The organism is Pseudomonas sp. UBA6699, assembly GCF_002454615.1.
Lineage (GTDB): Bacteria > Pseudomonadota > Gammaproteobacteria > Pseudomonadales > Pseudomonadaceae > Aquipseudomonas > Aquipseudomonas juntendi.
Genome location: NZ_DKJF01000023.1, coordinates 133,014 through 159,216, shown reverse-complemented (window position 1 = coordinate 159,216; position 26,203 = coordinate 133,014). Strand labels below are relative to the sequence as shown.

Here is a 26,203-nt window from a genome sequence, read left to right as displayed (position 1 = left end):
CACGGTCGGATCATTCACGGCCCAGCCCCAGGCGGGCGAAAAACCCGTCCATGGCCGCGGCGCAGGCGCTGGAGGCGCTGAGCTGCGGGTAATGGCCCATGTTGTCCACCAGTACAAGCTGGCTGCTGGGCATCACCCTTTCCAGGTACTCGCCCACGGCCACTGGAACTACCGGGTCCACTCTGCTCTGCAGGATCAGCGTCGGCACATTCAAGCCTTTCACATCCTCGCGGTGGTCAGACAAGAAGATCACGCGGGCGAAATGCCGGGCGATCTCCGCGTTGGTGCGACGGAAGCTGCTGGCCAATTCTTCCTGCATCGCGGGCTCACCCGACGCACCCATCAGCACAGGCGCCATGGTGCTGGACCAGCCCAGGTAATTCTCATCGATCATCGACAGCAGCCCCAGCACATCCTCCTGGCTGAAGCCGCCGTTGTAACCGTCCGAGTCGATGTAACAAGGCGACCCCCCGATCAACACCAGCCCCGCGATTCTGCCTGGCTGCCGTAGCTCGGCCAGCACACCGATCATGGCACTGACCGAATGCCCCGCAATAATGACCGGGCCCTGGCCGAAATCATCGATGATTGCGTTCAGGTCATCGGCATAGCCCAACAGGGTCGAGTATTTCGCTCTGTCGTAGGCAGCGAGATCGGACTGCCCAGCACCGACCAGATCGTAGGTGATGACACGCATGTGTGGAATGAAATGCGGCGACAACGCCTTCCACATCGACTGGTCGCAGCCAAAACCGTGAGACAGAATCAGGGTAGCCGGGCCGTCACCCTCGATATGTACATTGTTACGCTGCTGTACAGTCATACATATCCCGATTTCGGTCGACATTGCGCTGATAAAACCAACCAGTCCATGCTGCCTGAGAGCATAGTGGACTGCAGATCAAGCTGCCTGTAGTGCTTGCTGAACGACATTGAGCGCGAAGCCGATCCACTTTCGAAGCCTTAAACCGGCACCATACAGGATGCAGATGGATAGTTCCGAAAAAACCATCGATCACGCAGCTTTTTGTATGCCTTAGCGCTCGGTCAGGTGAACGCCGATAGCAAAAGCCGCCACGACCAGCACCACCTCGACCACGACATAAGCAACCAGGAATTCATCGGAAAACATGACAGGGTCTCTGAGACGCCGCAGCGCACAATGCGCTGTGGGAATGGCTCAGAGCCATCAACGCCGGCAAAAGTTCAGCCATGGTGCGGCGCTGCCCAGCAGGGGGCTGGGGCGGCTGAAGCCGTGCACCGTTTTCGGGAAAAGGCTCGGCTGCGACAGGCAGGTTTTCGAACCGCATTTGCCCGGTTTGCGCAATAATCTATGCGCTGTAATCGCCTATTTCCGCGCATACCAATCGAATAGCCTGGCGCCATCACATTCAAGGAGCCTGACGATGGCCGCTATGAAATTGCACTTTCTGTTCGACCCGCTCTGTGGTTGGTGCTATGCCAGCGCCGACACGCTGAGGCACCTGGCAGAGCGCTTCGCCGGTGAGCTGGAGATGCACCCTACAGGGCTTTTCGCAGGGCCAGGTGCACGGCAGATAAACGCTGAGTTTGCCCACTTCGCCCGGGCCAACGACTTGCGAATCGCTTCACTCACCGGCCAGCCTTTCAGCGAGTTGTATTTCAAGCAGATTCTCGGTGGCCGCTCGCTGCGGTTCGACTCAATGCCGGTCAGCCGTGCGCTTACCCTCGCCCGAGGGTACGGCAAGACGCTGGAGCCAAAGCTGTACGCGGCACTGCAAACAGCGCGCTACGTGGATGGCCTTGATACCTCGTCGCCCGACGTAGTGGCGGCCTGCACTGCCAACTTCCTGGGCCAGGTGGGTTTCACGGCCGATACGCAGGCACTGCTCGCGGCGCTTACCCAGCAAGCGCGACTGGCCAGCCAAACCTCGGCCCGCTTCACCGAAGCGCAGGCACTGATGCGCAAAGCGGGCGCAAATGGTGTGCCGCTGTTGCTGGTCGAGCTCGACCAGCGCATGCATGCCTTCAGCGGGCCAGACCTCTACAACCAGCCAGACCGCCTGATCGCTACGATCGAGCAGTTCAGGCAGGCTGCAGTCTGAAGCCGCCGAGCACGGTGTTTGCCGCCAGGCTGCACTAGAAGTTGGCGCCCACGCTGAACGGCAAAGTGCGCATCGGGTGATCAGTGCGACAGTGCAGGAGCCTTCCAGTACCCGCACCACTTCATCCACCGACAGCCGCGCATTGATCGGCACCCTGACCATCGCCGCCTTGTACAGCGCCACTTCCGCTTCGACCAGTTCCACGCGTTTGGCGGCAAGAATCGCCACATGCTCGCCAACGCCCACGCCAAGCGTACCCAGCGCGCACGCCAGGCGGTTGCTGCGCCGTTCCAACTGCGCGTAGGTCAGGCGCGTCTGGCTGACCGCCACGGCGATGTGGTCCGCCCAGTAGCGGGCACTTCGGGTAATGATCGATCCAAGGTTCACGTTATTGTTCTCGTCGACAGAAAGACATCGACGATGCTAATCAGCTGTGCGCGCGCAGATGAAATGCCAGATTCAGATGTGGCCCATACCTTTATTGGCTGGCGTACCGCGAGTGGCCGCCGACAGCTCGTAAGCTTTTCCCCTGAAGCCATCTCCAGGGAGCTTACGAAGCGTAAGGTTTTTGTAGCTTTGTTCGGCGACGACATTGTTGGCACTGCCGGTCTTGACGGCGAGGTGGTCAGGAGTGTTTTCGTTGACCCGGCCCGCCAGAAACGCGGTATCGGGCGGCATTTGATGGATGTCATTCATACAGCTGCTGCCAGTGCAGGCGTTGAGGCTGTACGTGTGCCATCGTCAATTACGGCTGAAGCGTTTTATACCGCGTTGGGGTATGAAAAAATCCGCGACGTGTTTCATGGGGCGGAACGCACCATCGTTATGGAGAAGCGGCTGGGCTGAGGGCGTTTCTCGCCATGGTTGCGCCGAATTGAAGGCATTCCTGAACGACCCAGGCCTTGAGCGGTTTTGGCCAAGAGCTCCGAGCGTCATCAACCAGGCGCTATCGACCCATTGCAGCCCTTCGCATGGGGCGGCCGTCGGCCAGAAGTACACGCTAGACAGGACGGCTACCCAACCTCGGTCAGATTCGAATTGGATCTACTAAATTGCCGTATGGCCGGGGTATCGTTATCAGTGGCTGGCGAATTCACAAGTATTGAGGGAACATTCGGAGTATCAGGTACTAGCCTCCAAGGAACGGAAATGGCACTGACCAGCAAGATCATCCCCTATGACCCCACTTGGCCCACCCGCTTTCTGGCAGACAAGCCACTCATCGCTTCGGCCTTTGGCGATGAACTGATTGCCATACAGCATATTGGAAGTACCTCCGTTCCAGGGCTCGCGGCGAAGCCTGAGATCGATGTGCTCATCGAGGTTCACGATCATAGCAACGCCTCGGCGCGGGACGAGGTGTTGATGGGCCTGGGATATGTGCGAGGAAGCGACTTATCGGAAGGGCATCATTTCTATCGACGTAATGTGAATGGGATTCGCACGCACAAGCTCCACGCTTGTGTCAGTGGACACCTTGCGATCACCCAGATGGTGGGGTTCAGAGATTTGCTTAGATGCGATGCCTCGATGCGCCAGCAGTATGAAACACTGAAGCTCCAACTTGAGTCGAGCAATACAGGTGGGATGGCTGAGTATCTGGAGAAAAAGTCTCCGTTTATTATCGCGGCACTAGTGCATGCCGGCATCCTACCTGGATGACCGATGGGTTGCTAAGCGCCGCCGGTATCAAGTGTCTGCATTGGATCGGGAGCAGCCGATCACCATTGCCTTTCTCGGCCCAATGCGCACGCTTATGCCCGATGGCGGCATTACCGTTGGCTAGGTTGCCCATCATCACGATCAATGGCCTGAGATACGGGAGGCTGTTCGCAGCCCGCTACTCAGCCGCCTGCATCAGCTCCAGCGTAATGTTATCTGGCCCGGTCACATACACCACCAGCGTACCCTTGCGTGGGCCTGCGGGAATCGGTTGAGGCGTACCCCTGGCCTGCCAGCCCGCTTGCTCGATGCGACCGAGTACGGCGTGCATGTCTTGCACGCCCAATGCCAGATGCGCTGAGCCAATCGCAGATGCCGTAGGCGGAGTGACACCGTGGCGGGCACCCTGCGAATATTCCAGCAACTCCACTCGGCTGCCATCCGGCCCTTTCACTATCGCCGTTCGCACCTTCGGGTCGTCGGTGCCGGTTACATCGAGAATGAATGGTCCTCCCATTTCCGACTGGCGTTCGAGCGTGAAACCAAGCCCGATTGTCCAGAAGCGAATGGCTTCTTCCAGTGAGCTGACGGCGAAGCCAATATGATCGACGGCATAGACGCTGTGGTTGGAATTCATCAAGTCATCCTTCAAGTGGGGAACTGTCACGTCGGACCGGCATCAACCATGGCGGCCGATCTTCGCAGGTTTGGGGATCAGGTACCGCCCCCGTATAACTGCCGCCACACCTATGCGACAATACGCTCAATGTCTGGTCTCAACCCCACATTTATCGCCCAACAGCTCGGGCATGGCGTGCAGATGCTCTTATCGACTTATGCGCGCTGGATTGACTCGTCCAACCACTGGTCAGAACTGGAAAAGCGCCAGACTGGTCCCAAATTGGTCCGCAGCTGCGAAGAAGCCACGTAAGTTATTGATAGGTAAGCTCCTTGATCTCCACCGCCAACATCACCATGCAGTTCGGCTCCAAGCCGCTGTTCGAAAACGTTTCTGTCAAATTCAACAACGGCAACCGCTACGGCCTGATCGGCGCCAACGGCTGCGGCAAGTCGACTTTCATGAAGATCCTCGGCGGTGACCTGGAGCCTTCGGGTGGCCAGGTCATGCTCGAACCCAACACCCGCCTGGGCAAGCTGCGCCAGGACCAGTTCGCCTACGAGGAATTCACCGTCATCGACACGGTGATCATGGGCCACGGCCAGCTGTGGAAGGTCAAGGCTGAGCGCGACCGTATCTACTCGCTGCCGGAAATGTCCGAGGAAGACGGCATGGCCGTCGCCGAACTGGAAACCGAATTCGCCGAAATGGACGGCTACACCGCCGAGTCGCGCGCCGGCGAACTGCTGCTGGGCCTGGGTATTCCGCTGGAGCAGCACTTCGGCCCGATGAGCGAAGTGGCCCCTGGCTGGAAGCTGCGTGTGCTGCTGGCCCAGGCGCTGTTCTCGGACCCGGACGTGCTGCTGCTCGACGAACCGACCAACCACCTGGACATCAACACCATCCGCTGGCTCGAAACGATCCTCACGGCGCGTAACAGCACCATGATCATCATTTCCCACGACCGCCACTTCCTCAACAGCGTGTGCACCCACATGGCTGACCTGGACTACGGCGAGCTGCGCCTGTTCCCGGGCAACTACGACGAGTACATGACGGCCGCCACCCAGTCGCGCGAGCAATTGTTGGCGGACAACGCCAAGAAGAAAGCCCAGATCGCCGAACTGCAGACCTTCGTCAGCCGCTTCTCGGCCAACGCTTCGAAAGCCAAGCAGGCCACTTCGCGCGCCAAGCAGATCGACAAGATCCAGCTGGCCGAGGTGAAACCGTCCAGCCGCGTCAGCCCGTTCATTCGCTTCGAGCAGACCAAGAAGCTGCACCGCCAGGCCGTGGTCGTCGAGAAAATGGCCAAAGCCTTCGATGACAAGGTGCTGTTCAAGAACTTCGACCTTACCGTGGAAGCGGGTGAGCGCGTGGCGATCATCGGCCCGAACGGTATCGGCAAGACCACCCTGCTGCGCACCCTGGTCGGCGAAATGGCCCCGGATGCCGGTTCGGTGAAGTGGACCGACAGCGCCGAAGTCGGCTACTACGCGCAAGACCACGCCCACGACTTCGAAGACGACATGACCCTGTTCGACTGGATGGGCCAGTGGACATCCGGCGAGCAGGTGATCCGCGGCACCCTGGGGCGCATGCTGTTCTCCAACGACGAGATCCTCAAGTCGGTGAAGGTGATTTCCGGTGGTGAACAAGGCCGCATGCTGTTCGGCAAGCTGATCCTGCAAAAACCCAACGTGCTGGTGATGGACGAACCGACCAACCACCTGGACATGGAGTCGATCGAAGCACTCAACCTGGCGCTGGAAAACTACCCAGGCACCCTGCTGTTCGTCAGCCACGACCGCGAATTCGTTTCGTCGCTGGCTACCCGCATCATCGAGCTCTCGGCCGATGGCGTGGTGGACTTCAGCGGTACCTACGACGACTACCTGCGTAGCCAGGGTGTATTGGTCTGATTGAGCGGTAAGGCCTGGCCGCCTTCGGCGGCCAGGCCTTGCGCCACAGCGCAGGCCTCTCCACGAAAAATTCGTTAGCCTGCTTTCATTTCCTTCGCGCAACGGCCATGATGGGTTCACGCCCAACCGCCCGCCCGCGAACGAGCCCATGACCGCGCAACAACCTGCTCCCCCCAGCGATAGCTTGCACATAACCCTGCAAATCCTGTCGATCGTCTTCTACACCTTCATTGCCTTCCTCTGCATCGGCCTGCCGATTGCGGTACTGCCCAGCCATGTGCACGATCAGCTGGGCTTCGGCGCCGTGATAGCGGGCGTGACCATCGCCTTGCAATACCTGGCCACCCTGCTCAGCCGGCCATTAGCCGGCAGGGTGGCCGATACCCTGGGCGGCAAGCGGGCAATACGCTATGGCCTGCTGGGTATCGCCGGCTGCGGTGTGCTGACCCTGCTGTCCGCCTGGGCGCTGAACCTGCCAATCCTCAGCCTGGGCCTACTGCTTGCCGGGCGCCTGCTGCTGGGCATAGCCCAAGGGTTGATCGGCGTGGCGACCCTGAGCTGGGGAATCAGCCAGGTCGGCCCTGAACACACCGCCCGGGTCATTTCATGGAACGGCATCGCCTCTTACGGTGCCATCGCCATCGGCGCGCCGGTGGGTGTGCTGGCCGTGGACGGGCTGGGCTTCAGCGTGCTGGGCCCGGCGCTGCTGGGGTTGGCAGCCATTGCCCTGCTGGTGCTGCGCAAACGCCCCGACGTGGCGGTGACGCGCGGCGAGCGCCTGCCCTTCTGGTCGGCGTTCGGCCGGGTGGCGCCGTGTGGTGTTGGCCTGACCCTGGCTTCCATCGGGTACGGCACCCTGACCACCTTTGTCACCCTGTATTACCTTGAGCGTGGCTGGGCCGGAGCAGCCTGGTGCCTGAGCGCGTTTGGCGTGTGCTTCATCATCTCCCGGCTGCTGTTCGTCAACGCGGTCAACCGCTTTGGTGGCTACAACGTCGCGGTCGCCTGCATGGCCACCGAAGTGCTCGGCCTTGGCCTGCTGTGGCTGGCGCCCTCACCACCGTGGGCGTTGCTGGGTGCCGGGCTGACCGGCTTTGGGCTGTCGCTGGTGTACCCGGCACTGGGGGTCGAAGCCATCAGGCAGGTACCCAGCAGCAGCCGGGGTGCCGGGCTGAGCGCCTACGCGGTGTTCTTCGACATGGCCCTGGCCCTCGCCGGGCCGGTAATGGGGGCGGTTGCCGCGCACTTGGGCTATGCCTCGATCTTCTGCGTGGCCGCCCTGCTGGCATTGGCCGGCGTTGGGCTGACGCTGCTACTGGCGCGGCGTGGCCGTGGCCGCTGAGCGCTCGGCCAATTGCGGCGCCCCCAGCGCCTCGCTGAAGAACGCTGCGGTTTCACGTTGCAGTGAGTGGTGGATATGCCGACGGTCAACGCCTTCGGCATCCTTGCACAGCACCGGCATGCGCTGGTATTGCTCGGCATCGCAACGGGCCATGAACACAAAATGCCCGGCACCGGCCAACAGCCGGTAATCCGGTGTGACTGGCAGCTTGCGGGCCAGCGCTGCGGCGTTGCGGTCCACGGCCACCAACTGGTCGCTGTCGCCGCTGTAGATCAATGCCGGCACCTGCACCCCGGCCAGGGCATGCCGCCCGAACAGCAGGCTGAGCGGCGCCATCAACATCACCGCGCCGACACGCGGGTCGGCCTTGGGGCCAAGCTCACTGCGGTCGGCTATCAATATGCCGTGGGTCTTGCAGGCGTCGGCGTCGTTCGGGCGTTCCAAGCAGTACTGGCGCAAGCGCTCCAGGTCCGGATGCGCGCCAGACAAGATCAACGCCGTTTCACCACCCGCCGAGTAGCCGATCACACCCACCTTGCCGTCCGTCAGGTACGGGCCCACCACGCCGTCTGCGCGGGCCGCAGTGATCGCGGCGCTGAGCTGCAACGGCCGGCCATACAGATTGCTCAGGGTGCCCAGGCGGCTGTGGTCGCGGGTGTTGTCCCCGGGGTGGACCACCGCCACCACCACGAACCCTGCGCGCGCCAACGCCGTAGCCAGATAATGCAACGCCAGCGGGCTGCCGGTATTGCCGTGCGACAGCACCAACAGCGGGAAGCGCCCCATGGCGATGGGGGCCTCTTCGGCCACGTCGAGCGGGTAGCCATCGATACGGCTACTGCGGGCCGGGCCCAGCGCTGGGTAGAACGCCAGCGCCTGCATGGGCCGGTTATCGACCGGGTCGGTCAGGGTCATGTGATGCAGCCCTGCTGCCCATTGCGCAGCCTCGGCATGGGCCAGCAGGCAGGCGCACAGCGCCAGCGCCAACACGCAACGGGGGAGATTCATCAGCCAGCGGCTCCTTGCGTGGCAATGCGATAACCCAGCATAGGCCTGGCCCCGCAGGCGCCGCATGAAAACTGGATGAAACCAGCGTTATGCCAGGCCTGCACGCGCACCCTGCATTTGCACCTGGCGGCGAACCCGTGGCATAGATGACGGTCAACGGTTTTATCTGACCGCTTCAGCGCCCTTGAAGGAGTTTCATGCATGAGCAAACCTGCCTACGTGCCACCCAAGGTCTGGCGCCCTGACGCTGCATCCGGGGGCCAGTTCGCCAGCATCAACCGCCCTGTCGCCGGCCCTACCCACGACAAGGACCTGCCCAAGGGCGAGCAACCGCTGCAGCTGTATTCGCTGGCCACGCCCAACGGCGTAAAGGTCACCATTGCCCTGGAAGAGCTGCTTGAACTCGGCCACGCTGGCGCGGAATACGATGCCTGGCTGATCCGCATCGGCGAAGGCGACCAGTTTTCCAGCGGCTTCGTCAAGGTCAACCCCAACTCCAAGATCCCCGCACTGCTCGACTGCAGCCAGGAACCACCGGTGCGAGTCTTCGAGTCCGGCTCGATCCTGTTGTACCTGGCAGAAAAGTTCGGCGCCCTGCTGCCGACAGCGCCTGCTGCCCGCACCGAGTGCCTGAACTGGCTGTTCTGGCAGATGGGAGCGGCGCCCTACCTGGGTGGCGGCTTCGGTCATTTCTATGTGTACGCGCCGGAGAAGTTCGAGTACGCCATCAACCGCTTCACCATGGAAGCCAAGCGTCAGCTCGATGTGCTAGACCGGCGCCTGGCCGAAAGCCGCTACCTGGGCGGTGAGGCATACAGCATCGCCGATATTGCCGTATGGCCCTGGTACGGCCAGTTGGTACTGGGCAACCTGTACGGCGCAGCAGAGTTCCTGGCGGTGCACGAGTACCCGAACGTACAGCGCTGGGCCCAAGAGATTGCCCAGCGCAAGGCAGTGCAACGCGGCACCCGGGTGAACCGCACCTGGGGCGACGAAGCCAGCCAGGTGCCTGAACGGCATTCGGCTGCGGATCTGGACAACTGATACAACGCGCGCCGAAGGTGGCCCTGTGGTGACACAGGGCCGCCGCTGCCAATGCCTGCCGCGTACTCGGGCATGACAATGCCCACCTGCACAAAACCGTTTGCCCCTGCGCAAACCTGCGTCCGCGTAGCCCTTCTTGTACACTCCCCGCAATAGCCCCCACCTGTACATTGTTTGGTGAACGCATGATCGAGGTAACCGAGGTTTCCATTGCCGAGCTGCGCGACGCGCTCGAATCGGGCCGCACGACGGCGGTCGAGCTGGTCAAGGCCTACCTGGCCCGCATTGATGCCTACGACGGCGCCGACACGGCCACCGCCCTGAACGCCGTAGTGGTGCGCAACCCGCAGGCGCTGCAAGAAGCCGAGGCCTCCGATGCCCGCCGCGCCAAAGGCCAGCTGCTGAGCCCGCTGGACGGCATTCCCTACACTGCCAAGGACAGCTACCTGGTCAAAGGCCTGACTGCGGCATCGGGCAGCCCGGCCTTCAAAGACCTGGTGGCCCAGCGCGACGCTTTCACCATCGAGCGCCTGCGCGCCGCCGGGGCCATATGCCTGGGCAAGACCAACATGCCGCCCATGGCCAACGGGGGCATGCAGCGCGGTGTGTATGGCCGCGCCGAAAGCCCGTACAACGCCCATTACCTGACCGCGCCGTTCGCCTCGGGCTCGTCCAACGGCGCCGGCACGGCTACCGCCGCCAGTTTCAGCGCCTTCGGCCTGGCCGAAGAAACCTGGTCCAGTGGCCGCGGCCCCGCCTCGAACAATGGCCTGTGCGCCTACACGCCCTCGCGTGGGGTGATTTCGGTGCGCGGCAACTGGCCGCTGACCCCGACCATGGATGTGGTGGTGCCCTATGCGCGCACCATGGCGGACCTGCTGGAGGTACTCGACGTGGTGGTCGCCGATGACCCCGACAAGCGTGGCGACCTGTGGCGCCTGCAGCCCTGGGTGCCGATCCCCGCGGCCTCGGCGGTGCGCCCAGCGTCGTACCTGGACCTGGCCGCCGATGCCGGCGCCCTCAAGGGCAAACGCTTCGGCGTGCCGCGCATGTACATCAATGCCGACGACGCAGCCGGCACTTCGCAAAAGCCTGGTATCGGGGGCCCTACCGGCCAGCGCATCCACACCCGCGCCAGCGTTATCGCCCTGTGGCAACAGGCCCGTCAGGCCCTGGAAGCGGCCGGCGCGCAAGTGGTGGACGTCGATTTCCCGCTGGTGTCCAACTGCGAAGGGGACCGCCCCGGCGCACCCACGGTGTACAACCGCGGCATCGTCAGCAAGGAATTCCTGCACGACGAGCTGTGGGAGCTGTCGGGCTGGGGCTTCGATGATTTCCTGCGCGCCAATGGCGACCCCAAGCTCAACCGTCTGGCGGATGTCGATGGGCCTCAGATTTTCCCGCACGACCCGGGCACCCTGCCCAACCGCGAAGACGACCTTGCAGCCGGCATGGACGAATACGTCAACATGGCCAAGCGTGGCCTGAAAACCTGGGACCAGATCGAGACCCTGCCCGATGGGCTGCGCGGCCTGGAGCGGACCCGCAAGCTGGACCTGGAAGACTGGATGGACGCCCAAGGCCTGGACGCCGTGCTGTTCCCCACCGTGGCCGATGTCGGCCCGGCCGATGCCGACGTCAACCCGGTATCGGCGGACATCGCCTGGAGCAACGGCGTATGGGTGGCCAATGGCAACCTGGCGATCCGCCACCTTGGCGTACCGACCGTGACCGTACCGATGGGCGTCATGGCCGACATCGGCATGCCGGTGGGCCTGACCTTCGCCGGGCGGGCCTACAGCGACAATGCCCTGCTGACCTTTGCGGCCGCCTTTGAAGCGACCGGTTCGCGCCGCATTGTGCCGCCGCGCACCCCCGCCCTGGGTTGAGCCCCCCACGGCAACGACCTTCAGGCAACTGTCGCTAAAATCAACGATTCGTGTAAATATACACAAATCGTTGATTTTTTCGGCTCGTTGCCCATGACACCCACTGCCGAGCGCCAGCTCACCCTCACCGTGCTCAAGGCCGCCATCCAGGCCTTGGGCAGCGTTGCCGCGCGCAACATGGAAATCCTCCTGCACGACCTCGACCACCCCGAGCACTCGGTGGTGGCTATCGTCAATGGCCACCTTTCCGGTCGCAGTATCGGCAGCCCGATCCTTGCCGCCCCGGAACAGGACCAGGGTTTCAAGGCCCTGATGCAGGCCTCGGCCGACCAGCAGGGTTGTGAGCCGGTGGTGCTGCCCGACTACCCCACTACCCTCAAGGGCCGCACGCTGCGCAGCGCCACCGCGATATTCCGCGACAGCAGCGGGCACCCGTTTGCCAGCCTGTGCGTGAACACCGATGTCACCGGCCTGGACGCGGCCATGCAGTTCCTCCAGCACTTCCAGCCCCTGGGCGCTACGCCAACCGCCACCGAGCCTGCCGACATGGCGCTGCTGATGAGCGAGATCATCCAGGGCGCACTGCAGCGCAACGGCCAAGGGCGAATGAACAAGCAGGCCAAGCTCGAAGCTGTGCGCGTGATGCAGGAGCGTGGCCTGTTCATCGTCAAGGGCGGCGTCGAGAAGGCCGCCAGCGCGCTCGGCGTGACCCGCTACACCATCTACAACTACCTCGAACAACTGCGCGGAGCCAGCCTATGACCTTGCACATCCCTACGCCCCTGATCGAATCACGCCCGCTGTCGCTGGCTGCCGGGCGCAACATCTGGCTCAAGCTTGACGCCCTGCAGCCTTGTGGCTCGTTCAAGCTGCGCGGGGTGGGCCACGCCTGCGAGGTTCACTACGCGCGGGGTGCCAGGCACCTGGTGTCGTCCTCGGGGGGCAATGCCGGCCTGGCGGTAGCCTACGCCGGGCGCAAACTGGGGGTGCCGGTGACCGTGGTGGTGCCCGAGACCACCACCGAACGGGCCAAGGAACTGCTGCGCCTGGAAAATGCCAAGGTACTGGTACACGGCAGCTCGTGGCAGGAAGCCAACGAACTGGCACTGACCCTGATAGGCGCTGGCGATGCCTTCATTCACCCCTTCGACGACCCGCTGCTGTGGGCCGGGCATGCCAGCCTGGTCGACGAAGTGGTTGCGGCCGGCTTCAAGCCCGATGCGGTCGTGCTGTCGGTGGGGGGTGGCGGGCTGCTCAGCGGCGTGGTCGAAGGGCTGCAACGCAATGGCTGGGCGGACGTGCCGGTGCTGGCCGTGGAGACGACCGGCGCTGCCTCGCTGCACGCGGCCATGCAAGCCGGGCACACCGTGGCGTTGCCGCGCATTGCCTCGATCGCCGGCTCGCTGGGTGCCAAGCGGGTGGCCGAACAGGCGCTGGCCTGTACGCATCGGCAACCGGTACACAGCCACCTGGTCAGCGACCGTGCCGCGCTGCAGGCTTGCGAGCGCTTTCTGCAAGACCATCGGCTACTGGTGGAGCCCGCCTGTGGCGCCGCGTTGGCGCTGGCCTACGACGCCAGCGCCATGGCGCGTTACCCGAACGTGCTGGTGGTGGTATGCGGGGGTGCTACCGCCACTTTGGAACAGATACAGGCGTGGTTGCGACAGGTCGACTGATACGGGCTGTCATCTGTCTGTTTCCTTTGCCGTGTATCACTGAACCCGACACTGCCGGCGACTCTGCCCGGCAGTGGCAGCCACGCAAAGGAAAAATGCCCTGCGCCCTTTCGATCTGCGGCAAGGGAAGGCACAATGCGTGTCCTTTTTTTGGCCGGCCTGGCCGGGGGCCTTTAAATGATCAAGACGCCGTACTACCTCATCGATAAAACCAAGCTGCTCAGCAACATGGAGAAGATCGCCTACGTGCGCGAACACTCCGGTGCCAAGGCACTGCTCGCCCTCAAGTGCTTTGCCACCTGGTCGGTATTCGACCTGATGCAGCAGTACATGGACGGCACCACCTCGTCTTCCCTGTTCGAGCTCAAGCTCGGCCGCCAGAAGTTTGCCGGCGAGACCCACGCCTACAGCGTGGCCTGGGCCGACGACGAGGTCGAGGAAATGCTCGAGAACTGCGACAAGATCATCTTCAACTCGATCGGCCAGCTGCAACGCTTTGCCGACCAGTCCGAAGGCAAGGTGCGCGGCCTGCGCGTCAACCCGCAGGTCAGCAGCTCCGACTACTTGCTGGCCGACCCGGCCCGGCCGTTCAGCCGCCTGGGCGAATGGGACCCGGCCAAGATCGAGCAGGTGATCGGCCAGATCTCTGGCTTCATGTTCCACAACAACTGCGAGAACGGTGACTTCGGCCTGTTCGACAAGATGCTCACGCACATCGAAGAGCGCTTCGGCCACCTGCTGCACCAGGTCGAGTGGGTCAGCCTGGGCGGCGGCATCCACTTCACCGGTGAAGACTACGCAGTAGACGCCTTCTGCGCGCGCCTCAAGGCCTTCGCGCAAACCTACGGGGTGCAGGTGTACCTGGAGCCTGGCGAAGCCGCCATCACCAACAGTGCCTCGCTGGAAGTGACCGTGCTCGACACCTTGTACAACGGCAAGCACCTGGCCGTGGTCGACAGCTCGATCGAAGCGCACCTGCTCGACCTGCTGATCTACCGCCTGAACGCCAAGATGGCCCCCAACGACGGCGAGCACACCTACATGGTCTGCGGCAAATCGTGCCTGGCCGGTGACATCTTCGGTGAGTACCAGTTCGACCGCCCATTGGCCATTGGCGATCGCCTGTCGTTCGTAGATACGGCCGGTTACACCATGGTCAAGAAAAACTGGTTCAACGGTTTGAAAATGCCGTCCATCGCGGTCAAGCAACTCGACGGCAGCGTCGAGGTCGTCCGTGAGTTCGGTTTTGAAGACTACGTTTCCAGCCTGTCGTAAGGCCGGCTTCCCAAGTAAGGAGCAACAGGTAAATTGAAGAAGAACGTTCTTATCATTGGTGCAGGAGGTGTCGCCAAGGTGGTGGCCCACAAGTGCGCGCAGCATAACGACGAACTGGGTCGTATCGCTATCGCGTCACGGAACATCTCCAAATGCCAGGCCATCATCGACAGCGTCAAGGCCAAGGGTAGCCTCAAGGTTCCCGCCGACATCCAGGCCTTCTCGCTCAACGCCCTCGATGTCGAGGCGACCAAGGCGCTGATCCGCGAGACCGAGTCGCAGATCGTGATCAACGTCGGTTCCGCCTTCCTCAACATGTCGGTGCTGCGTGCCTGCATCGATACCGGTGTCGCCTACCTGGACACCGCCATCCACGAAGAGCCGGGCAAGATCTGCGAGACCCCGCCGTGGTACGGCAACTACGAGTGGAAACACCTCGAAGAGTGCCAACAAAAGAACATCACCGCCATTCTCGGGGTCGGCTTTGACCCGGGTGTGGTCAACAGCTACGCAAAACTTGCGCAGCAACAGTATTTCGACAGCATTGATTCGATCGACATTCTCGACGTCAATGCCGGTTCGCATGGCAAGTACTTCGCCACCAACTTCGACCCGGAAATCAACTTCCGCGAGTTCACCGGGCAAGTGTGGAGCTGGCAGAACAGCCAGTGGACCAGCAACACCATGTTCGAAGTCAAGCGTACCGACGACCTGCCGGTGGTCGGCTCGCAAAACCTCTACCTTACCGGCCATGACGAAGTTCACTCGATTTCGAAGAACCTCAACGTGCCGAATGTGCGCTTCTGGATGAGCTTCGGCGAGCACTACATCAATGTGTTCACGGTGCTGAAAAACCTTGGCCTGCTCAGCGAGCAGCCGGTGAAAACGGCCGAAGGCCTGGAAGTGGTGCCGCTGAAAGTGGTCAAGGCCGTGCTGCCAGACCCGGCCTCGCTGGCCCCGGGCTACACCGGCAAGACCTGCATCGGCGACCTGGTCAAAGGCACCAAGAACGGTCAACCGCGCGAAGTGTTCATCTACAACGTGGCCGACCACGAAGAGGCCTACGCCGAAACCGACAGCCAGGGCATCTCCTACACCGCAGGCGTACCGCCAGTGGCTGCCGCCCTGCTGGTTGCCCGTGGCGAGTGGGATGCCAAACGCATGGTCAACGTCGAGGAGCTGCCAGCCGAGCCGTTCCTCAAGGCGCTGGACGTGATGGGCCTGCCGACCCGCGTCAAGGATGAAAAAGGTGATCGTCCTTGGGACGCTGAAGCCTAAGCGGTAAACAAGAAGGGGCGCCACTGTGGCGCCCCTTCTGCTTTGGCTGGCCGCTTACGCTTCAGTTGGCCTCGGCCGTGAGCTTCGCGCGCTCACCGAGTTTTTTCAGCAACGCCTTGGCCAGGGCCTTGTCCGAGAACGGGTTCTGCCCGGTAATCAACTCGCGATCCACCACCACATTCGGTTGCCAGGGCTTGGCATAACCCATGTCGCCGCCGGCCATCGCCATCGCGTTCGCCGGGTAGAACAACAAGCGCTGGCCGTTGAGCGAACGCTCGAACACCTGCTCCTCCGGGTCAGAGAAGATAGTCATCTTGTAGCCCTGGTACACCCAGTCTTTGGCTGCCGCCCGCTCGCCACGCGCCAGTGCGGCCTGGTAGCCAACCGGGTCTTGCTGCGCCGACAGCAAAGCGATTGGGCCGTGGCAGATAGCCGCAGTGGGTTTGCCTGCCTGGTGGAAATGCCGCAACAAGGCGCCGACATCCGGGTTGTTGGCCAAGTCGATCAAAGGCGCGTGGCCGCCGGGGATGAACAGCCCGGCATAGCGGTCGAGGTCGCCAGCCAGCACTTCTTTCACCGACAGGGTATCGCCGATGTCTGGCAGCCCCTGCACCACCTTTTCAATCCGGCGCATCTCTGTGGCATCACCGGCGAAATACTGCGGGTCGACCGAGCGTGGGTCCACACGCGGGGCATTACCCTTGGGTGTCACCAGCACCAGGCGGTAGTCAGCCTTGAGCAATTGGTCGGCGGGCACACCGAACTCATTGAGGTAATAGCCGGTGGCGTAGTGTTCGCCGTTCTGCAACGGCAGCTGGTGTTCACTGGACAGCAGCACCAGTACCTCGCCCTTGGGCGCCGATTGGGCACCACCGGCAAGCAAAGCGCCGGTGACTGCCAGCGCCAGTGTGGTCGGCTTCTTCATGCGTTAACTCCTGATCAGGCAAGCGCCTGCAATACCAAAGTGGCGGAGCGCAGGGTGTAATTGGCAGCTCCGGGTCAGTCATCACTGGGGGAATGCTACCGCTGCGGCTATGATTCGATAATTCTAAAGTGATCATGGCTGCCATTCGGAATATGAATATCGCCAACAAGGACTTGAACCTGCTCTATCTGTTCCATGTGCTTTACCAGGAGCGCAGCGCCACACTCGCCGCCCAACGCATGGCGCTTAGCCAGCCCGCACTCAGCCACAAGCTCGGCAAACTGCGTGATCAGCTCGGCGACCCCCTGTTCGTGCGTGCGCCCAGGGGGCTTACCCCCACACCACGGGCCCATGAGCTGGCGCCGGAGGTAGAACGCCTGGTAGCGGGCCTGGAAGGCTTCTATGAACGCTGCGAGGGGCAAGACTTTCTCTCCCGCCCTGCCCGCGTACACCTGTACAGCACCGATTATGTGGAGCAGACACTGCTGCCCAGGCTGTTACCAATACTGCGCAGCCAAGCGCCCAACCTGACGCTGATCACACACAACACCCGCGGCATGCTACCCCGAGAAGCGCTGGAAAAAGGCACCTGTGACCTGGCTGTCGCCGGCTTCTACACCGACTTGCCCGATACTTTCCACCAGCAGCGGCTGCTCAGGGAGCAGTTCGTAGTCCTTGCCTCGCGCAGCCATCCGGGCCTGGCCAGCGGCTTGGACTCGGACTTGGACTTGGACACATTTCTGGCCAGCGACCATCTGCTCACCACCCTGACCGGTGACCTTGATGGGCTGGTTGATCGCGCCCTGCACAGCCAGGGCAAGCAACGCCGGGTGGTGGCAGGCCTGTCCAGCTTCATCGCACCCATGCGCTTGCTGCGGGGTACCGACCTGCTTCTGACCTGCCTGCGCTCGCTGGCCCTCGAAGCTATCGACCGTGACCAGGACCTGCGCATGTTCCCGCTACCGCTGGAACTGCCGCCCGTGGAGGTGATGCAGATCTGGCATGCGCGTACCCATGCCGACCCCTTGCGGCGCTGGCTTCGCCAGCAGCTGTGGGCCGTGGCCCAGCAATAGGGATGTTTCCGACGAAAGTAGTCGGGTATGGCGAACAACTTCTTGCAATCCGGAAGATCTCAAAATACTGTATGAATATTCAGTACAGCGAGACGCCCCCATGCAACTCATCGCCAAACTCGGTATTTTGGCCGACGCTGCCAAGTACGACGCTTCCTGCGCCAGCAGCGGCGCGCCCAAGCGCAATTCGCGCGGTGGCGATGGCCTGGGTGCTACCAACGGCATGGGTATTTGTCACAGCTATACGCCCGACGGCCGCTGCGTGTCGCTGCTGAAGGTGCTGCTGACCAATTTTTGCCTGTACGACTGCCAGTACTGTGTCAACCGCCGCTCCAGCAACGTGCCTCGGGCACGTTTCAGCCCGGAAGAGGTGGTGCGCCTGACCTTGGATTTCTATCGGCGCAACTGCATCAGCGGCCTGTTCCTCAGCTCTGGCATCATCCGTTCGGCGGACTACACCATGGAGCAGCTGATTCGCGTGGCCCGACTGTTGCGCGAAGAACACAACTTCCGCGGCTACATCCACCTGAAGACCATCCCCGACGCCGACCCGCTGCTGATCGAAGAAGCCGGGCGCCTGGCCGACCGGCTCAGCGTCAACATCGAGCTGCCGACCGACGACAGCCTCAAGCGCCTGGCACCCGAAAAGCAGGCACACACCATTCGCCAGGCCATGGGCGTCATTCACCAGGGCCAGCTAGCCATAGCCAATGAGCCCAGGGCACCGCGCTTTACCCCGGCGGGGCAAAGTACCCAGGTCATCGTCGGTGCCGACAGCACCGATGACAGCACCTTGTTGCGCAATGCCGAATCGCTTTACCAGGGTTACGGCCTCAAGCGGGTGTACTACTCCGCGTTCAGCCCGATCCCCGACAGCCCAGGTAGCGTGCCGTTGGCCGCACCCCCACTGTTGCGCGAGCACCGCCTGTACCAGGCTGACTTCCTGCTCCGGGGCTATGGCTACAAGGCGGGTGAACTGTTGGGCCAGCACGGTACTTGGCACTGGACATCGACCCCAAGCTGGCTTGGGCGCTGGCCAACCGCGAGGTATTCCCCTTGGACGTGAACCGCGCCGAGCCGGCACTGCTGGCACGCATCCCCGGCATAGGCCTGCGCAGCGTGCAGCGCCTGGTGGCCTTGCGCCGGGAACGGCGTATCCGCTATGACGACCTGATTCAGCTGCGCTGCGTGCTGGACAAGGCGCGCCCGTTCATCGTCACCAGCGATTACCGCCCGGCACAGGCCGAACTGCGCAGCGGCTTGCTGCGTGCACGCCTGCGCGAACCGCAGGCACCGGTGCAAATGGGGTTGTGGGGGTGATTGCGCTCGACTGCGACGACCTGTTCGCCACATGGCGTGAACAGGCGCGGGTGTTACTGGGGCATGGCATCGACCCTTCGGAAATCACCTGGAACCAGGGCCCCATGTCGGATTTGCTGGCTGTACCCGCAGCGCTGCCTACCGGCCCTGGCCCCTTCCGGGCCAAAGTCCCGGCCCAATTGTTGGGTCAGTTGGAACTGGCCTCTCGCTACCGTGGCGAGCAACGCTGGAACCTGCTGTACGAAGTGCTGTGGCGTGTCGCCCACGGCGACCGCACCGCAATGCTGGCGGGGGACCGCCTGGGCAGTGAGTTGCAACGGCGCATCAAGCAGGTAACGCGCGAAGCCCATCATTTGCATGCCTTTGTCCGCTTCGTGCCGCTACCCGAAGTGGTGGCTGGGCAATTGCAACTGGACCTGGTGGCTTACCACGAGCCGGCACATGACGTTCTGCAGAGCGCCAGTGCGCACTTCGCCGACCGCCTGGGCAAGTTGCGCTGGCTGATCGCTACGCCTCAGGATGGCATTCGCTTCGACGGTGCCGGGTTCGACTATCAACGGCGCTGCCCGGCGCAATGGCGGCAGTGGGCGCGCAGTGCCGAAGACCCAGGGGCCGAGCTGTGGCGTACCTATTACCGCCATACGTTCAACCCTGCCCGCCTCAACCCTGATGCCCTGCGCCTGCACATGCCGGGGCGGTTCTGGAGGCACTTGCCGGAAGGCATGCTGATACCCCAGCTCGAGGGCCTGGCACGCCAAGGCAAGCAGCGGGACGGCCAGGCGCTGGAAGTGGCTGCGCAGGCCGGCAAAAAGATCAGCAAGACTGGGCGGTGATGCACGCCAGCCATACCGTGCGCGCAAATCGCCTCACTCCAGCAACCAGCCTGCATCGCCTTCGTCCAGCACGCCGCCATGATCAGTCCTGTCCCCCTTGCGCGCGACAGCAGCCCCCTCGATCAGGAAGTGCTCGGCCCCGCTTTCGATTACCGCACCGCAGGTAGTCCGGTCCCCCACCCTGGCCACTGCGCTGCCGTTGAATGTATACCCAGCACTCCCGCTCTCGACCTGGTTAGCGCCATGCAATGGGCAGAGATGTCGATGACCGACAAGCACAACAGGTTTCATCGCGCTTCGCCTGCGTGCGGTGCGGTACGTGATTCGCGATCAATCGCCACTGGCCAGTGAACCCTCGGCGCCAGGCAGTGCATGTGGCTCAGACCATCATCATCATTCCAGTCGCGGGCGGGGTGTACGAACTTCGGGAGGGCCTGGGGGCCTTGCTGCATGAACAGTCTGGCGATGGCCCAGTAGCCCTCGCCGTGGTAGAGGTCGTGGCTGAAAAACACGCGGTCAATGACTTCGTTGGTTTCCGGGTTACGGACCGACAGCATGACGTTTTCGATCAGACCGCCGTGGCCGGGGGCGTAGATTCGGTAAACCTCGGCGGTAACGTCATCCCAGTTGTAGGCAACGGGTTTGACGCCCCAGTGTCTGCGGCTGAATAAATACATGTAATGAAATCTGAATTGATAGAGGTAGATTTTCGGCGTAACCGATTGAAGCGAATGGGCTCGTCTCTTGGAACAGCCAGATCCAACTTGATAAAGCAAAGGATCACCCACAGCGGTAGGACAGGAAATATCACAGTCAAGACATTGGTGACCCAATCATGGGTAAACCCTTCAACCAGCAACCCCCAATACAACCATAGCGCCACGCCTAAGCAGAGCAGCATCGATGGCACACCCAATAATGCTACAACGCCTCGCAAGCTGACTGACTGCCTTGGCAACTCCAGATAGATCGCATCGTAATAGTTGGGTGGGGGTTTGATCCTGTCCAGACACCCACTGACCATGGGCTCTTCTCCAACATGAGGGAGATCATACCTCCAACCCAATTGCCGATATGCTAATGGTCTGTGCTTGACGCTCATGCATTCTCCGCCTGCACCCGACTTTCGAGGCGTGCGCTTGAAATATTTTTATCTGGCCAATACGCAACCGTCAGTGTGGCCGATTTAATGGTGTGCGCACCAGCGGTCGGCATTAGCGCTATCACACCAGTCAATTCTAATGACGGCGCGTATTCTGGATGCGTATGCATACTTAACATCAGAGAAACATCGGTCCGATAGTCCGGAAACGTGGAGCAGAGCAATTTGAAAACTTTTTTGTTTGGTTGAGAAGCTCCGGGCAATCAGAATCATAGCTGCCGGATGCTACCAACTCTCCACTATGGCAGCCAGGAAACTCACCATCACCTGCGCGATGTACTAGTAACGCCCAATCACACCCTGAATTGACCTCATCATACCGGGGCAACCTAATTTGAAATTTTAGTTTTTGCTCAACAACCAAGCCGGCCAACCCACCAACTTTGCGTATTGCGATATCGCTGACCAAAACCGAGTCAAAATTCAGTCCAATTTGAAGCCCAAGAGTTTCAGCATTAAGCTCCGCTATGGCTATATCTGCCCACTCGACCGAATCCCAACGAACGTTAGGAACTTCGCCCCCCTTGCCAAACAAGCTTCGACTGACCCATACCTCAGGAGGGTTGTCGGGTAACCGGCACAAGCAACTGAGGTGAGCTGCGATGTCGGCCGCTGGCTGTTCACTGAACACCCAGCCGCATACGTAGCGCCTTGGCTGAAACAACCCACGCACGGCTCCCCGGGCGGTCAATTCCAATATTGCGCGGCTGGGCAGCGCACCGGGCACAGCCAGGCATACCAGTACAGGATGCAGGTGTGGCACATGCACCAGGTCGGGCCTGGGTACACGCATCAAAGCGCTCGCCCCCAATGCCTCGCGAAGCTGGGCGAGCAAGGCTGGATCGCCTTTGTCCTCGGGCGCGAGGGGGTCGACCAACACATAGCTGTACAGGGTGGGCGCATGCTGCTGTTCGATCACGTGGGCCAGTTCATCAGCCGTCATCAGAGCTTTCCCTCACAGGTGCTGGCAGCGTTCGGCGTCAATGTCAGCGACGTAGCGCTGCCTGCCCCCTGCGCAGTCGCCTGGGTTTGCCCCATCAGGTTCAGTGTCTGGCCATTGAGGGTGATACCGCGCCGGTCCAGCACGATGCAGCCACCTGGGGTTTTCAACTCTATGCGCTCACTGGCATGCAGCTGATACACCGTAGTGCGCTGCTGCATGCCGTTGCCGACTTCGACCCGTTGCGCACCTTTGACCACCAAGGCGCTGTCCTTGCCGACGAGAACCTGCTGACAGCCCAGGGTCGCTTCACTGCGGTTGTTACCGACCTGGTGCGTCAGGTCATGCTTGATCTCGACCTGGCAGTTCTGCCCGATGAACTGGTTGTGGTTGCCCCCGGTTTCCTGGCGATAGTGGTTACCGATGCTAAGTTGCTGATCATTGCCCACCTGCTCCAGCCGATTGCGCCCGACACGCGTGGTTTCGTCGTTGCCGGCCACCGTGTTGTAGTCGCGCTGGGCATGAATGAACACCTCCTCCCTGCCCAGTTCATCCTCGAAGCGCAGCTCATTGAAGCCATTGCCCTTGTGGGTCTGGCTCTTGATGGTCATGCGGGTTTTGTGCTCCGGCAGGTCATACGGCGGAAGCTGATCACCGCAGTAGGTACGCCCGATGATCAGCGGCTGGTCGGGGTCGGCATTGACGTACTGGATGATCACGTCCTGGCCAATACGCGGGATGGCCATCGAGCCCCAACTGCCGCCTGCCCAGCTTTGCGAAACCCGGACCCAGCAAGAGCTGAACTCATTGCCCTTGCTCTCCCGATCCCAGGGAAAACTGACCTTGACCCGGCCCCACTCGTCACAGTAGATCTCTTCGCCGGGCGGGCCGACCACGGTGGCCATGTGCGGGCCATCGATACGGGGTTTGGCCAGGGGGGCCGGGCGCCATTCGCGGGTGCCCGGCACCAGCATGGCACGCTGCACGTAGCGGGTGCCCTGGTCGGCGCTGCCTGCCTCTTCCTGCAGGCTGGTGAACTGCACGCCTTCATGGTGCACGCGGATCGGCCGCCAATGCACGTTCAGGTCTTCGCGCGGGTGCCCGACAAGCGTGAAACTCAGCCCTGGTTGCAGGCGTACATCATCGCCCTGCACCTCGGCAACATGCGCGTCGTGGCGCAGCGCCGCGAGGCGCGTGGCCGTGAACGGTACGCCGACCGCGTCCCGCTTGTAGCGCCCAGGGTAGTCGAAACGCTCGTAGGCCAGCGTTTGATGGGGGATGCTGCTGTCAGCGGCCCGATGCTCCTGGCGGTAGCGCGGGTGGGTGAAGGTGTAGTCCCGCTGCACCTGCCGGGTGCTGCGGACCTGCTCGCTGTAACGCAGGCGCCGCAGGCACGGCACGGCCTGATCACCACCGCTGTTGGCGTGATACAGCACGTGGTCGGGGTCGATATCACCCTCATCTACCGCTTGCAGGTCATCGGCCCGGACCGCGCCGCGGCTGATAGTGCCAAACGCCAGCAGCCGATCGGTAATGACCAGGCGGTGCTGTTGTGGCGTGTGCTCGAAGCGGTAGACAAAGCCTTCTTCGGCTGCCAGCCGGGCGATGAAGTCGAGGTCGGTTTCACCGGCCTGGACGCAGAACTCGCGAACCTGATGCTCGCCGAGGCTCTTGATTTCGAAGCGGTTGATGCCCTGGCGCTGCAACATCAGTTCAATAATCTGCGGCACAGTCTTGTGCTGGAAGATGCGCCAGTTCGAACGCAGCCTGGCGCGGGCCAGTTGCGGCTCGATCAACGCGTGGTAGTAGGTACGAAACATGCCGGTCTCGCCTTGGCTGAAACTGCTGACCAGGCCGTGCACATGGCGCAGCGGCTGCTCGCCACGCCAGACCGTGAACAGCCCAGGCTTGTCGAGCAGCAGGCCGAAGTCGACATCCGCGTCGAAACTGATCAGTTCCAGGTGCAGTTGGAACGGCGCGCTGATGGCCTCTTCGAGTTCGAATGAAACCACTTCGAACTCAACCCGGCCGGCCAAGGCCTCGAAGCTGAACCGCAGATCGGACTGGCTAGGCATGCGGACTCCCGGCTACCACCTTGAGACAAGGCTGTCGAGCGACTGCAGCACTCCGGCGCTGCTCAGCGCTCAGGCGAAATCGGTAGCAACAGAAGGCCCCGCGGCCTTGAGGTGGGTGGTGCATGAAGAGGTCCTTGTCTTCCGGCAAACTGAAGACATGAACGCTAGCGGGGAACCGATTCTGCGAGAAGTCCAGCACTTCCCGGCGTAACGTAGGAAATGTCGGCTGAGTTTTCGATGACAGGCGCGCGCCGAGAGACCGAGCGCTGCGCGAGGGCCGCTCGATCTCTGCGAGGCTCGTAAATGTTCAGGGCCGAAGGCGTTCAAAGCTTGAACTGCCCGACCAAGGTCGTCATCTCCCCCACCAGGCCCGACAGTGCCTTGCTCGCAGCGCTGGTCTGATGCGCCCCGGCCGCCGAATGGTTGGACAGTTCACGGATGTTCAGCAGGTTGCGATCCACTTCGCGCGCAACCTGCGCCTGCTCTTCGGCGGCGCTGGCGATGACCAGGTTGCGTTCGTTGATTTCGCCAATCGCACTGTAGATACCCTCCAGCACCTGCCCCGAGGCCAGGGTGACGTCCAGGGTCGACTGCGCACGGTGGGTGCTGGCCTGCATCGACGCCACTGCCGCTTCGGTGCCGGCCTGTACTCGGCCGATCATCTGCTCGATTTCCTGGGTCGACTGTTGCGTGCGGTAGGCCAGCGTACGCACTTCATCGGCCACCACGGCAAAGCCGCGGCCCGCCTCCCCGGCACGCGCCGCTTCGATGGCGGCGTTCAGCGCCAGCAGGTTGGTTTGCTCGGAGACCGAGCGGATCACTTCCAGCACCTTGCCGATATCGCGCACCTGCCCCACCAACTGCTCCAGGTGGGTACTGCTGGTCTGGATCTCGCGGGTCATGGCCTCGGTGCCGTCGATATTGTCGCTGACCTGGTGGCGGCTTTGCGTGGCTAGCTGGTTGGACTCGCTGGTGGTCTGCGAGGTGCTGATCGCATTGCGTGCAACCTCCTCCACGGCGGTGGTCATTTCGGTCACGGCAGTGGCTGCCTGTTCCAGCTCCAAGCCTTGTTGGCGCAGGTTTTTGGCGCTTTGCTCGGTTACCGCGTCCAGCGCAGTGGCGGCTTCGTCCAGTTGCCGGGCACAGCGGCCGATCTGGCCCAGGGTGTCGCGCTGGCTTTGCTGCATACGCTGCAACTCGTGGAACAGCTGGCCGATCTCGTTACTGCCTTGTGCCTGCACTGGCATGCTCAGGTCGCCCCCGGCAATACGCTGAAAGTGCTGGCCGGCCTCACGCAGGGGGTGCAGCACGCGCTGGGCGATGAAGCCCCAGCACAGGGCTGCCAGGGCCAAGGTCAGCGCCAGCAGGCCGAGGCTGAGCAACTGCGCACGGGCCAGGCGGCGATCGGATTCGAGCATGATCTGCTGGCCACGCTGGCCCAATTCGCCAACCAGTTGCTGACGTAGCGCCTGCAACCGGCCCATGGCGTTACCGGCGTCGACGTTGACCTTGAAGTATTGCTCCAGCGAGCGCTGGCGGGTGGCCTCACGCTGCCCGGCCACCGCGGCGGCGTATTCGGCGAAGGTCGCCTGCAACTCGGTCGCCAAAGTGCGCAGGGCCGGCTCGCGGCTGTTTTCGACGAATTCGTCGACCAGCTTCTGGCTTTTTTCGTTCAACTCGAGCGACAGTGCCATGCGCTTGGCAGCACTGTCGTCGTGGCCGCCGAGTTGCTCGATGAAGCCCGACGACACGTTGGCGCTGGAACGGATGGCCATCAGCAAGGCATTGTTCAAGCGGTCCGACTGGTGCGCAGTCTGGTCCAGTTCGGTGATCTGCTGGTCACTGCCAACCGCCGCTCGCCAGGCACTGAGGGTGGAAAACAGCAGGGTCAGGCTGAACAGCGACAATACCCAGAACATTCCGGTGCGGATCTTCAAGTTGGCAAGCATGCGGGCAGTACTCCTGGTTGGCACCACTTCTGATCGGTGATTCGACGGTGGGTGTGCTGCTATCGGAGCGGCGCGGCGCCGGCTTGAGGGGCTCAGGCATGCTTGTGGGCGGTAACCGCACAGATGTTGC

The 26,203-nt window shown here is 62.2% G+C and carries 21 protein-coding genes and 4 pseudogenes; 15 read left to right on the top strand and 10 right to left on the bottom strand.

All coding sequences use genetic code 11. The features are described 5' to 3' along the window. Positions 1–10: 10 nt before the first annotated feature. Complete coding sequence (locus B3361_RS05385) at positions 11–823, bottom strand: alpha/beta fold hydrolase (RefSeq protein WP_054904476.1); 813 nt, start codon at positions 821–823, stop codon at positions 11–13. A 583-nt stretch (positions 824–1,406) separates the two neighbouring features. On the opposite strand from B3361_RS05385, the gene B3361_RS05380 reads away from it, so the two are divergent. Further along, on the top strand, positions 1,407–2,084 hold the full coding sequence (locus B3361_RS05380; RefSeq protein ID WP_054904477.1) for a DsbA family protein: 678 nt from the start codon (positions 1,407–1,409) through the stop codon (positions 2,082–2,084). 71 nt (positions 2,085–2,155) lie between these two features. Here B3361_RS05380 and B3361_RS05375 read toward each other — a convergent pair. Further along, positions 2,156–2,471 (bottom strand): annotated as a pseudogene (locus tag B3361_RS05375) (AMP-binding protein); the annotation flags it as partial. 132 nt (positions 2,472–2,603) lie between these two features. Here B3361_RS05375 and B3361_RS05370 point away from each other — a divergent pair. Beyond that, a pseudogene (locus B3361_RS05370) lies at positions 2,604–2,930 on the top strand (GNAT family N-acetyltransferase); the annotation flags it as partial. A gap of 303 nt (positions 2,931–3,233) precedes the next feature. Further along, positions 3,234–3,746, top strand: a complete 513-nt coding sequence (locus tag B3361_RS05365; protein WP_054904478.1) for a GrpB family protein — start codon at positions 3,234–3,236, stop codon at positions 3,744–3,746. Positions 3,747–3,924: 178 nt separating this feature from the next. Here B3361_RS05365 and B3361_RS05360 read toward each other — a convergent pair whose 3' ends face one another. Next, the gene (locus B3361_RS05360; RefSeq protein WP_054904479.1) at positions 3,925–4,383 is read right to left on the bottom strand and encodes a VOC family protein; all 459 of its coding nucleotides are present in this window, start codon (positions 4,381–4,383) and stop codon (positions 3,925–3,927) included. 28 nt (positions 4,384–4,411) lie between these two features. Between B3361_RS05360 and B3361_RS05355 the strand changes: the two are divergent. From B3361_RS05355 to B3361_RS05345, 3 genes and pseudogenes are all read left to right on the top strand, one after another. Further along, positions 4,412–4,677 (top strand): annotated as a pseudogene (locus B3361_RS05355) (site-specific integrase); the annotation flags it as partial. A 20-nt stretch (positions 4,678–4,697) separates the two neighbouring features. Continuing rightward, positions 4,698–6,284 (top strand): ABC-F family ATPase, encoded by a 1,587-nt coding sequence (locus B3361_RS05350; protein WP_054903979.1) that lies wholly within the window; start codon positions 4,698–4,700, stop codon positions 6,282–6,284. A 148-nt stretch (positions 6,285–6,432) separates the two neighbouring features. After that, a complete protein-coding gene (locus tag B3361_RS05345; protein WP_054903978.1) occupies positions 6,433–7,626 on the top strand; it encodes an MFS transporter in 1,194 nt (397 codons plus the stop codon). Here the strand turns inward: B3361_RS05345 and B3361_RS05340 are convergent. Further along, complete coding sequence (locus tag B3361_RS05340; protein WP_054903977.1) at positions 7,597–8,634, bottom strand: alpha/beta hydrolase family protein; 1,038 nt, start codon at positions 8,632–8,634, stop codon at positions 7,597–7,599. The two genes, B3361_RS05345 and B3361_RS05340, sit on opposite strands and share 30 nt — an antisense overlap. 201 nt (positions 8,635–8,835) lie before the next feature. Between B3361_RS05340 and yghU the strand changes: the two genes are divergently transcribed. The 6 genes from yghU to B3361_RS05310 all read left to right on the top strand — a co-directional run bounded on the left by yghU (position 8,836) and on the right by B3361_RS05310 (position 15,796). Continuing rightward, positions 8,836–9,678, top strand: coding sequence for a glutathione-dependent disulfide-bond oxidoreductase (gene yghU / locus B3361_RS05335; RefSeq protein WP_054903976.1), 843 nt, complete (start codon positions 8,836–8,838; stop codon positions 9,676–9,678). Positions 9,679–9,863: 185 nt separating this feature from the next. Beyond that, positions 9,864–11,567: an amidase gene (locus B3361_RS05330; protein ID WP_047149638.1), complete on the top strand. Its 1,704-nt coding sequence runs from the start codon at positions 9,864–9,866 to the stop codon at positions 11,565–11,567. Between the two features lie 93 nt (positions 11,568–11,660). Beyond that, a complete protein-coding gene (locus tag B3361_RS05325) occupies positions 11,661–12,329 on the top strand; it encodes a helix-turn-helix transcriptional regulator (protein WP_050492191.1) in 669 nt (222 codons plus the stop codon). Beyond that, positions 12,326–13,243, top strand: a complete 918-nt coding sequence (locus tag B3361_RS05320; RefSeq protein WP_054903975.1) for a pyridoxal-phosphate dependent enzyme — start codon at positions 12,326–12,328, stop codon at positions 13,241–13,243. The genes B3361_RS05325 and B3361_RS05320 overlap by 4 nt, the downstream gene beginning before the upstream one ends. A 177-nt stretch (positions 13,244–13,420) precedes the next feature. Beyond that, positions 13,421–14,518 (top strand): carboxynorspermidine decarboxylase, encoded by a 1,098-nt coding sequence (locus B3361_RS05315; RefSeq protein ID WP_009686603.1) that lies wholly within the window; start codon positions 13,421–13,423, stop codon positions 14,516–14,518. A 33-nt stretch (positions 14,519–14,551) separates the two neighbouring features. After that, positions 14,552–15,796, top strand: coding sequence for a saccharopine dehydrogenase family protein (locus B3361_RS05310; RefSeq protein WP_054903974.1), 1,245 nt, complete (start codon positions 14,552–14,554; stop codon positions 15,794–15,796). Between the two features lie 61 nt (positions 15,797–15,857). Here B3361_RS05310 and B3361_RS05305 read toward each other — a convergent pair whose 3' ends face one another. Continuing rightward, positions 15,858–16,721, bottom strand: a complete 864-nt coding sequence (locus tag B3361_RS05305; protein ID WP_054903973.1) for a type 1 glutamine amidotransferase domain-containing protein — start codon at positions 16,719–16,721, stop codon at positions 15,858–15,860. 152 nt (positions 16,722–16,873) lie between these two features. Between B3361_RS05305 and B3361_RS05300 the strand changes: the two genes are divergently transcribed. The 3 genes and pseudogenes from B3361_RS05300 to B3361_RS05290 all read left to right on the top strand — a co-directional run bounded on the left by B3361_RS05300 (position 16,874) and on the right by B3361_RS05290 (position 19,947). After that, the gene (locus tag B3361_RS05300; protein ID WP_054903972.1) at positions 16,874–17,794 is read left to right on the top strand and encodes a LysR family transcriptional regulator; all 921 of its coding nucleotides are present in this window, start codon (positions 16,874–16,876) and stop codon (positions 17,792–17,794) included. Between the two features lie 100 nt (positions 17,795–17,894). Continuing rightward, positions 17,895–19,114, top strand: a pseudogene (locus B3361_RS05295) (putative DNA modification/repair radical SAM protein). After that, the gene (locus B3361_RS05290; RefSeq protein WP_054903970.1) at positions 19,105–19,947 is read left to right on the top strand and encodes a TIGR03915 family putative DNA repair protein; all 843 of its coding nucleotides are present in this window, start codon (positions 19,105–19,107) and stop codon (positions 19,945–19,947) included. The pseudogene B3361_RS05295 and the gene B3361_RS05290 overlap by 10 nt, the downstream one beginning before the upstream one ends. 33 nt (positions 19,948–19,980) lie before the next feature. Here the strand turns inward: B3361_RS05290 and B3361_RS05285 are convergent, their stop codons facing one another. The 5 genes from B3361_RS05285 to B3361_RS05265 all read right to left on the bottom strand — a co-directional run bounded on the left by B3361_RS05285 (position 19,981) and on the right by B3361_RS05265 (position 26,073). Then, complete coding sequence (locus B3361_RS05285) at positions 19,981–20,238, bottom strand: PAAR domain-containing protein (RefSeq protein ID WP_009686597.1); 258 nt, start codon at positions 20,236–20,238, stop codon at positions 19,981–19,983. After that, a complete protein-coding gene (locus B3361_RS05280; protein ID WP_312158186.1) occupies positions 20,235–20,624 on the bottom strand; it encodes a DUF6708 domain-containing protein in 390 nt (129 codons plus the stop codon). The genes B3361_RS05285 and B3361_RS05280 overlap by 4 nt, the downstream gene beginning before the upstream one ends. Positions 20,625–21,227: 603 nt before the next feature. After that, positions 21,228–22,052 (bottom strand): hypothetical protein, encoded by an 825-nt coding sequence (locus B3361_RS05275; protein WP_177331321.1) that lies wholly within the window; start codon positions 22,050–22,052, stop codon positions 21,228–21,230. Then, positions 22,052–24,124 (bottom strand): type VI secretion system Vgr family protein, encoded by a 2,073-nt coding sequence (locus B3361_RS05270; protein ID WP_154211014.1) that lies wholly within the window; start codon positions 24,122–24,124, stop codon positions 22,052–22,054. The genes B3361_RS05275 and B3361_RS05270 overlap by 1 nt, the downstream gene beginning before the upstream one ends. A gap of 323 nt (positions 24,125–24,447) precedes the next feature. Then, the gene (locus B3361_RS05265) at positions 24,448–26,073 is read right to left on the bottom strand and encodes a methyl-accepting chemotaxis protein (protein WP_286920127.1); all 1,626 of its coding nucleotides are present in this window, start codon (positions 26,071–26,073) and stop codon (positions 24,448–24,450) included. Positions 26,074–26,203 lie beyond the last annotated feature (130 nt).

Bases quoted from the DNA above. Each gene is read 5' to 3' on its own strand.
- B3361_RS05385 (WP_054904476.1), bottom strand. From the start codon at position 823: ATGACTGTACAGCAGCGTAACAATGTACATATCGAGGGTGACGGCCCG.
- B3361_RS05380 (WP_054904477.1), top strand. From the start codon at position 1,407: ATGGCCGCTATGAAATTGCACTTTCTGTTCGACCCGCTCTGTGGTTGG.
- B3361_RS05365 (WP_054904478.1), top strand. From the start codon at position 3,234: ATGGCACTGACCAGCAAGATCATCCCCTATGACCCCACTTGGCCCACC.
- B3361_RS05360 (WP_054904479.1), bottom strand. From the start codon at position 4,383: ATGAATTCCAACCACAGCGTCTATGCCGTCGATCATATTGGCTTCGCC.
- B3361_RS05345 (WP_054903978.1), top strand. From the start codon at position 6,433: ATGACCGCGCAACAACCTGCTCCCCCCAGCGATAGCTTGCACATAACC.
- B3361_RS05340 (WP_054903977.1), bottom strand. From the start codon at position 8,634: ATGAATCTCCCCCGTTGCGTGTTGGCGCTGGCGCTGTGCGCCTGCCTG.
- yghU (WP_054903976.1), top strand. From the start codon at position 8,836: ATGAGCAAACCTGCCTACGTGCCACCCAAGGTCTGGCGCCCTGACGCT.
- B3361_RS05330 (WP_047149638.1), top strand. From the start codon at position 9,864: ATGATCGAGGTAACCGAGGTTTCCATTGCCGAGCTGCGCGACGCGCTC.
- B3361_RS05325 (WP_050492191.1), top strand. From the start codon at position 11,661: ATGACACCCACTGCCGAGCGCCAGCTCACCCTCACCGTGCTCAAGGCC.
- B3361_RS05320 (WP_054903975.1), top strand. From the start codon at position 12,326: ATGACCTTGCACATCCCTACGCCCCTGATCGAATCACGCCCGCTGTCG.
- B3361_RS05315 (WP_009686603.1), top strand. From the start codon at position 13,421: ATGATCAAGACGCCGTACTACCTCATCGATAAAACCAAGCTGCTCAGC.
- B3361_RS05305 (WP_054903973.1), bottom strand. From the start codon at position 16,721: ATGAAGAAGCCGACCACACTGGCGCTGGCAGTCACCGGCGCTTTGCTT.
- B3361_RS05300 (WP_054903972.1), top strand. From the start codon at position 16,874: ATGAATATCGCCAACAAGGACTTGAACCTGCTCTATCTGTTCCATGTG.
- B3361_RS05285 (WP_009686597.1), bottom strand. From the start codon at position 20,238: ATGAAACCTGTTGTGCTTGTCGGTCATCGACATCTCTGCCCATTGCAT.
- B3361_RS05280 (WP_312158186.1), bottom strand. From the start codon at position 20,624: ATGTATTTATTCAGCCGCAGACACTGGGGCGTCAAACCCGTTGCCTAC.
- B3361_RS05275 (WP_177331321.1), bottom strand. From the start codon at position 22,052: ATGACGGCTGATGAACTGGCCCACGTGATCGAACAGCAGCATGCGCCC.
- B3361_RS05270 (WP_154211014.1), bottom strand. From the start codon at position 24,124: ATGCCTAGCCAGTCCGATCTGCGGTTCAGCTTCGAGGCCTTGGCCGGC.
- B3361_RS05265 (WP_286920127.1), bottom strand. From the start codon at position 26,073: ATGCTTGCCAACTTGAAGATCCGCACCGGAATGTTCTGGGTATTGTCG.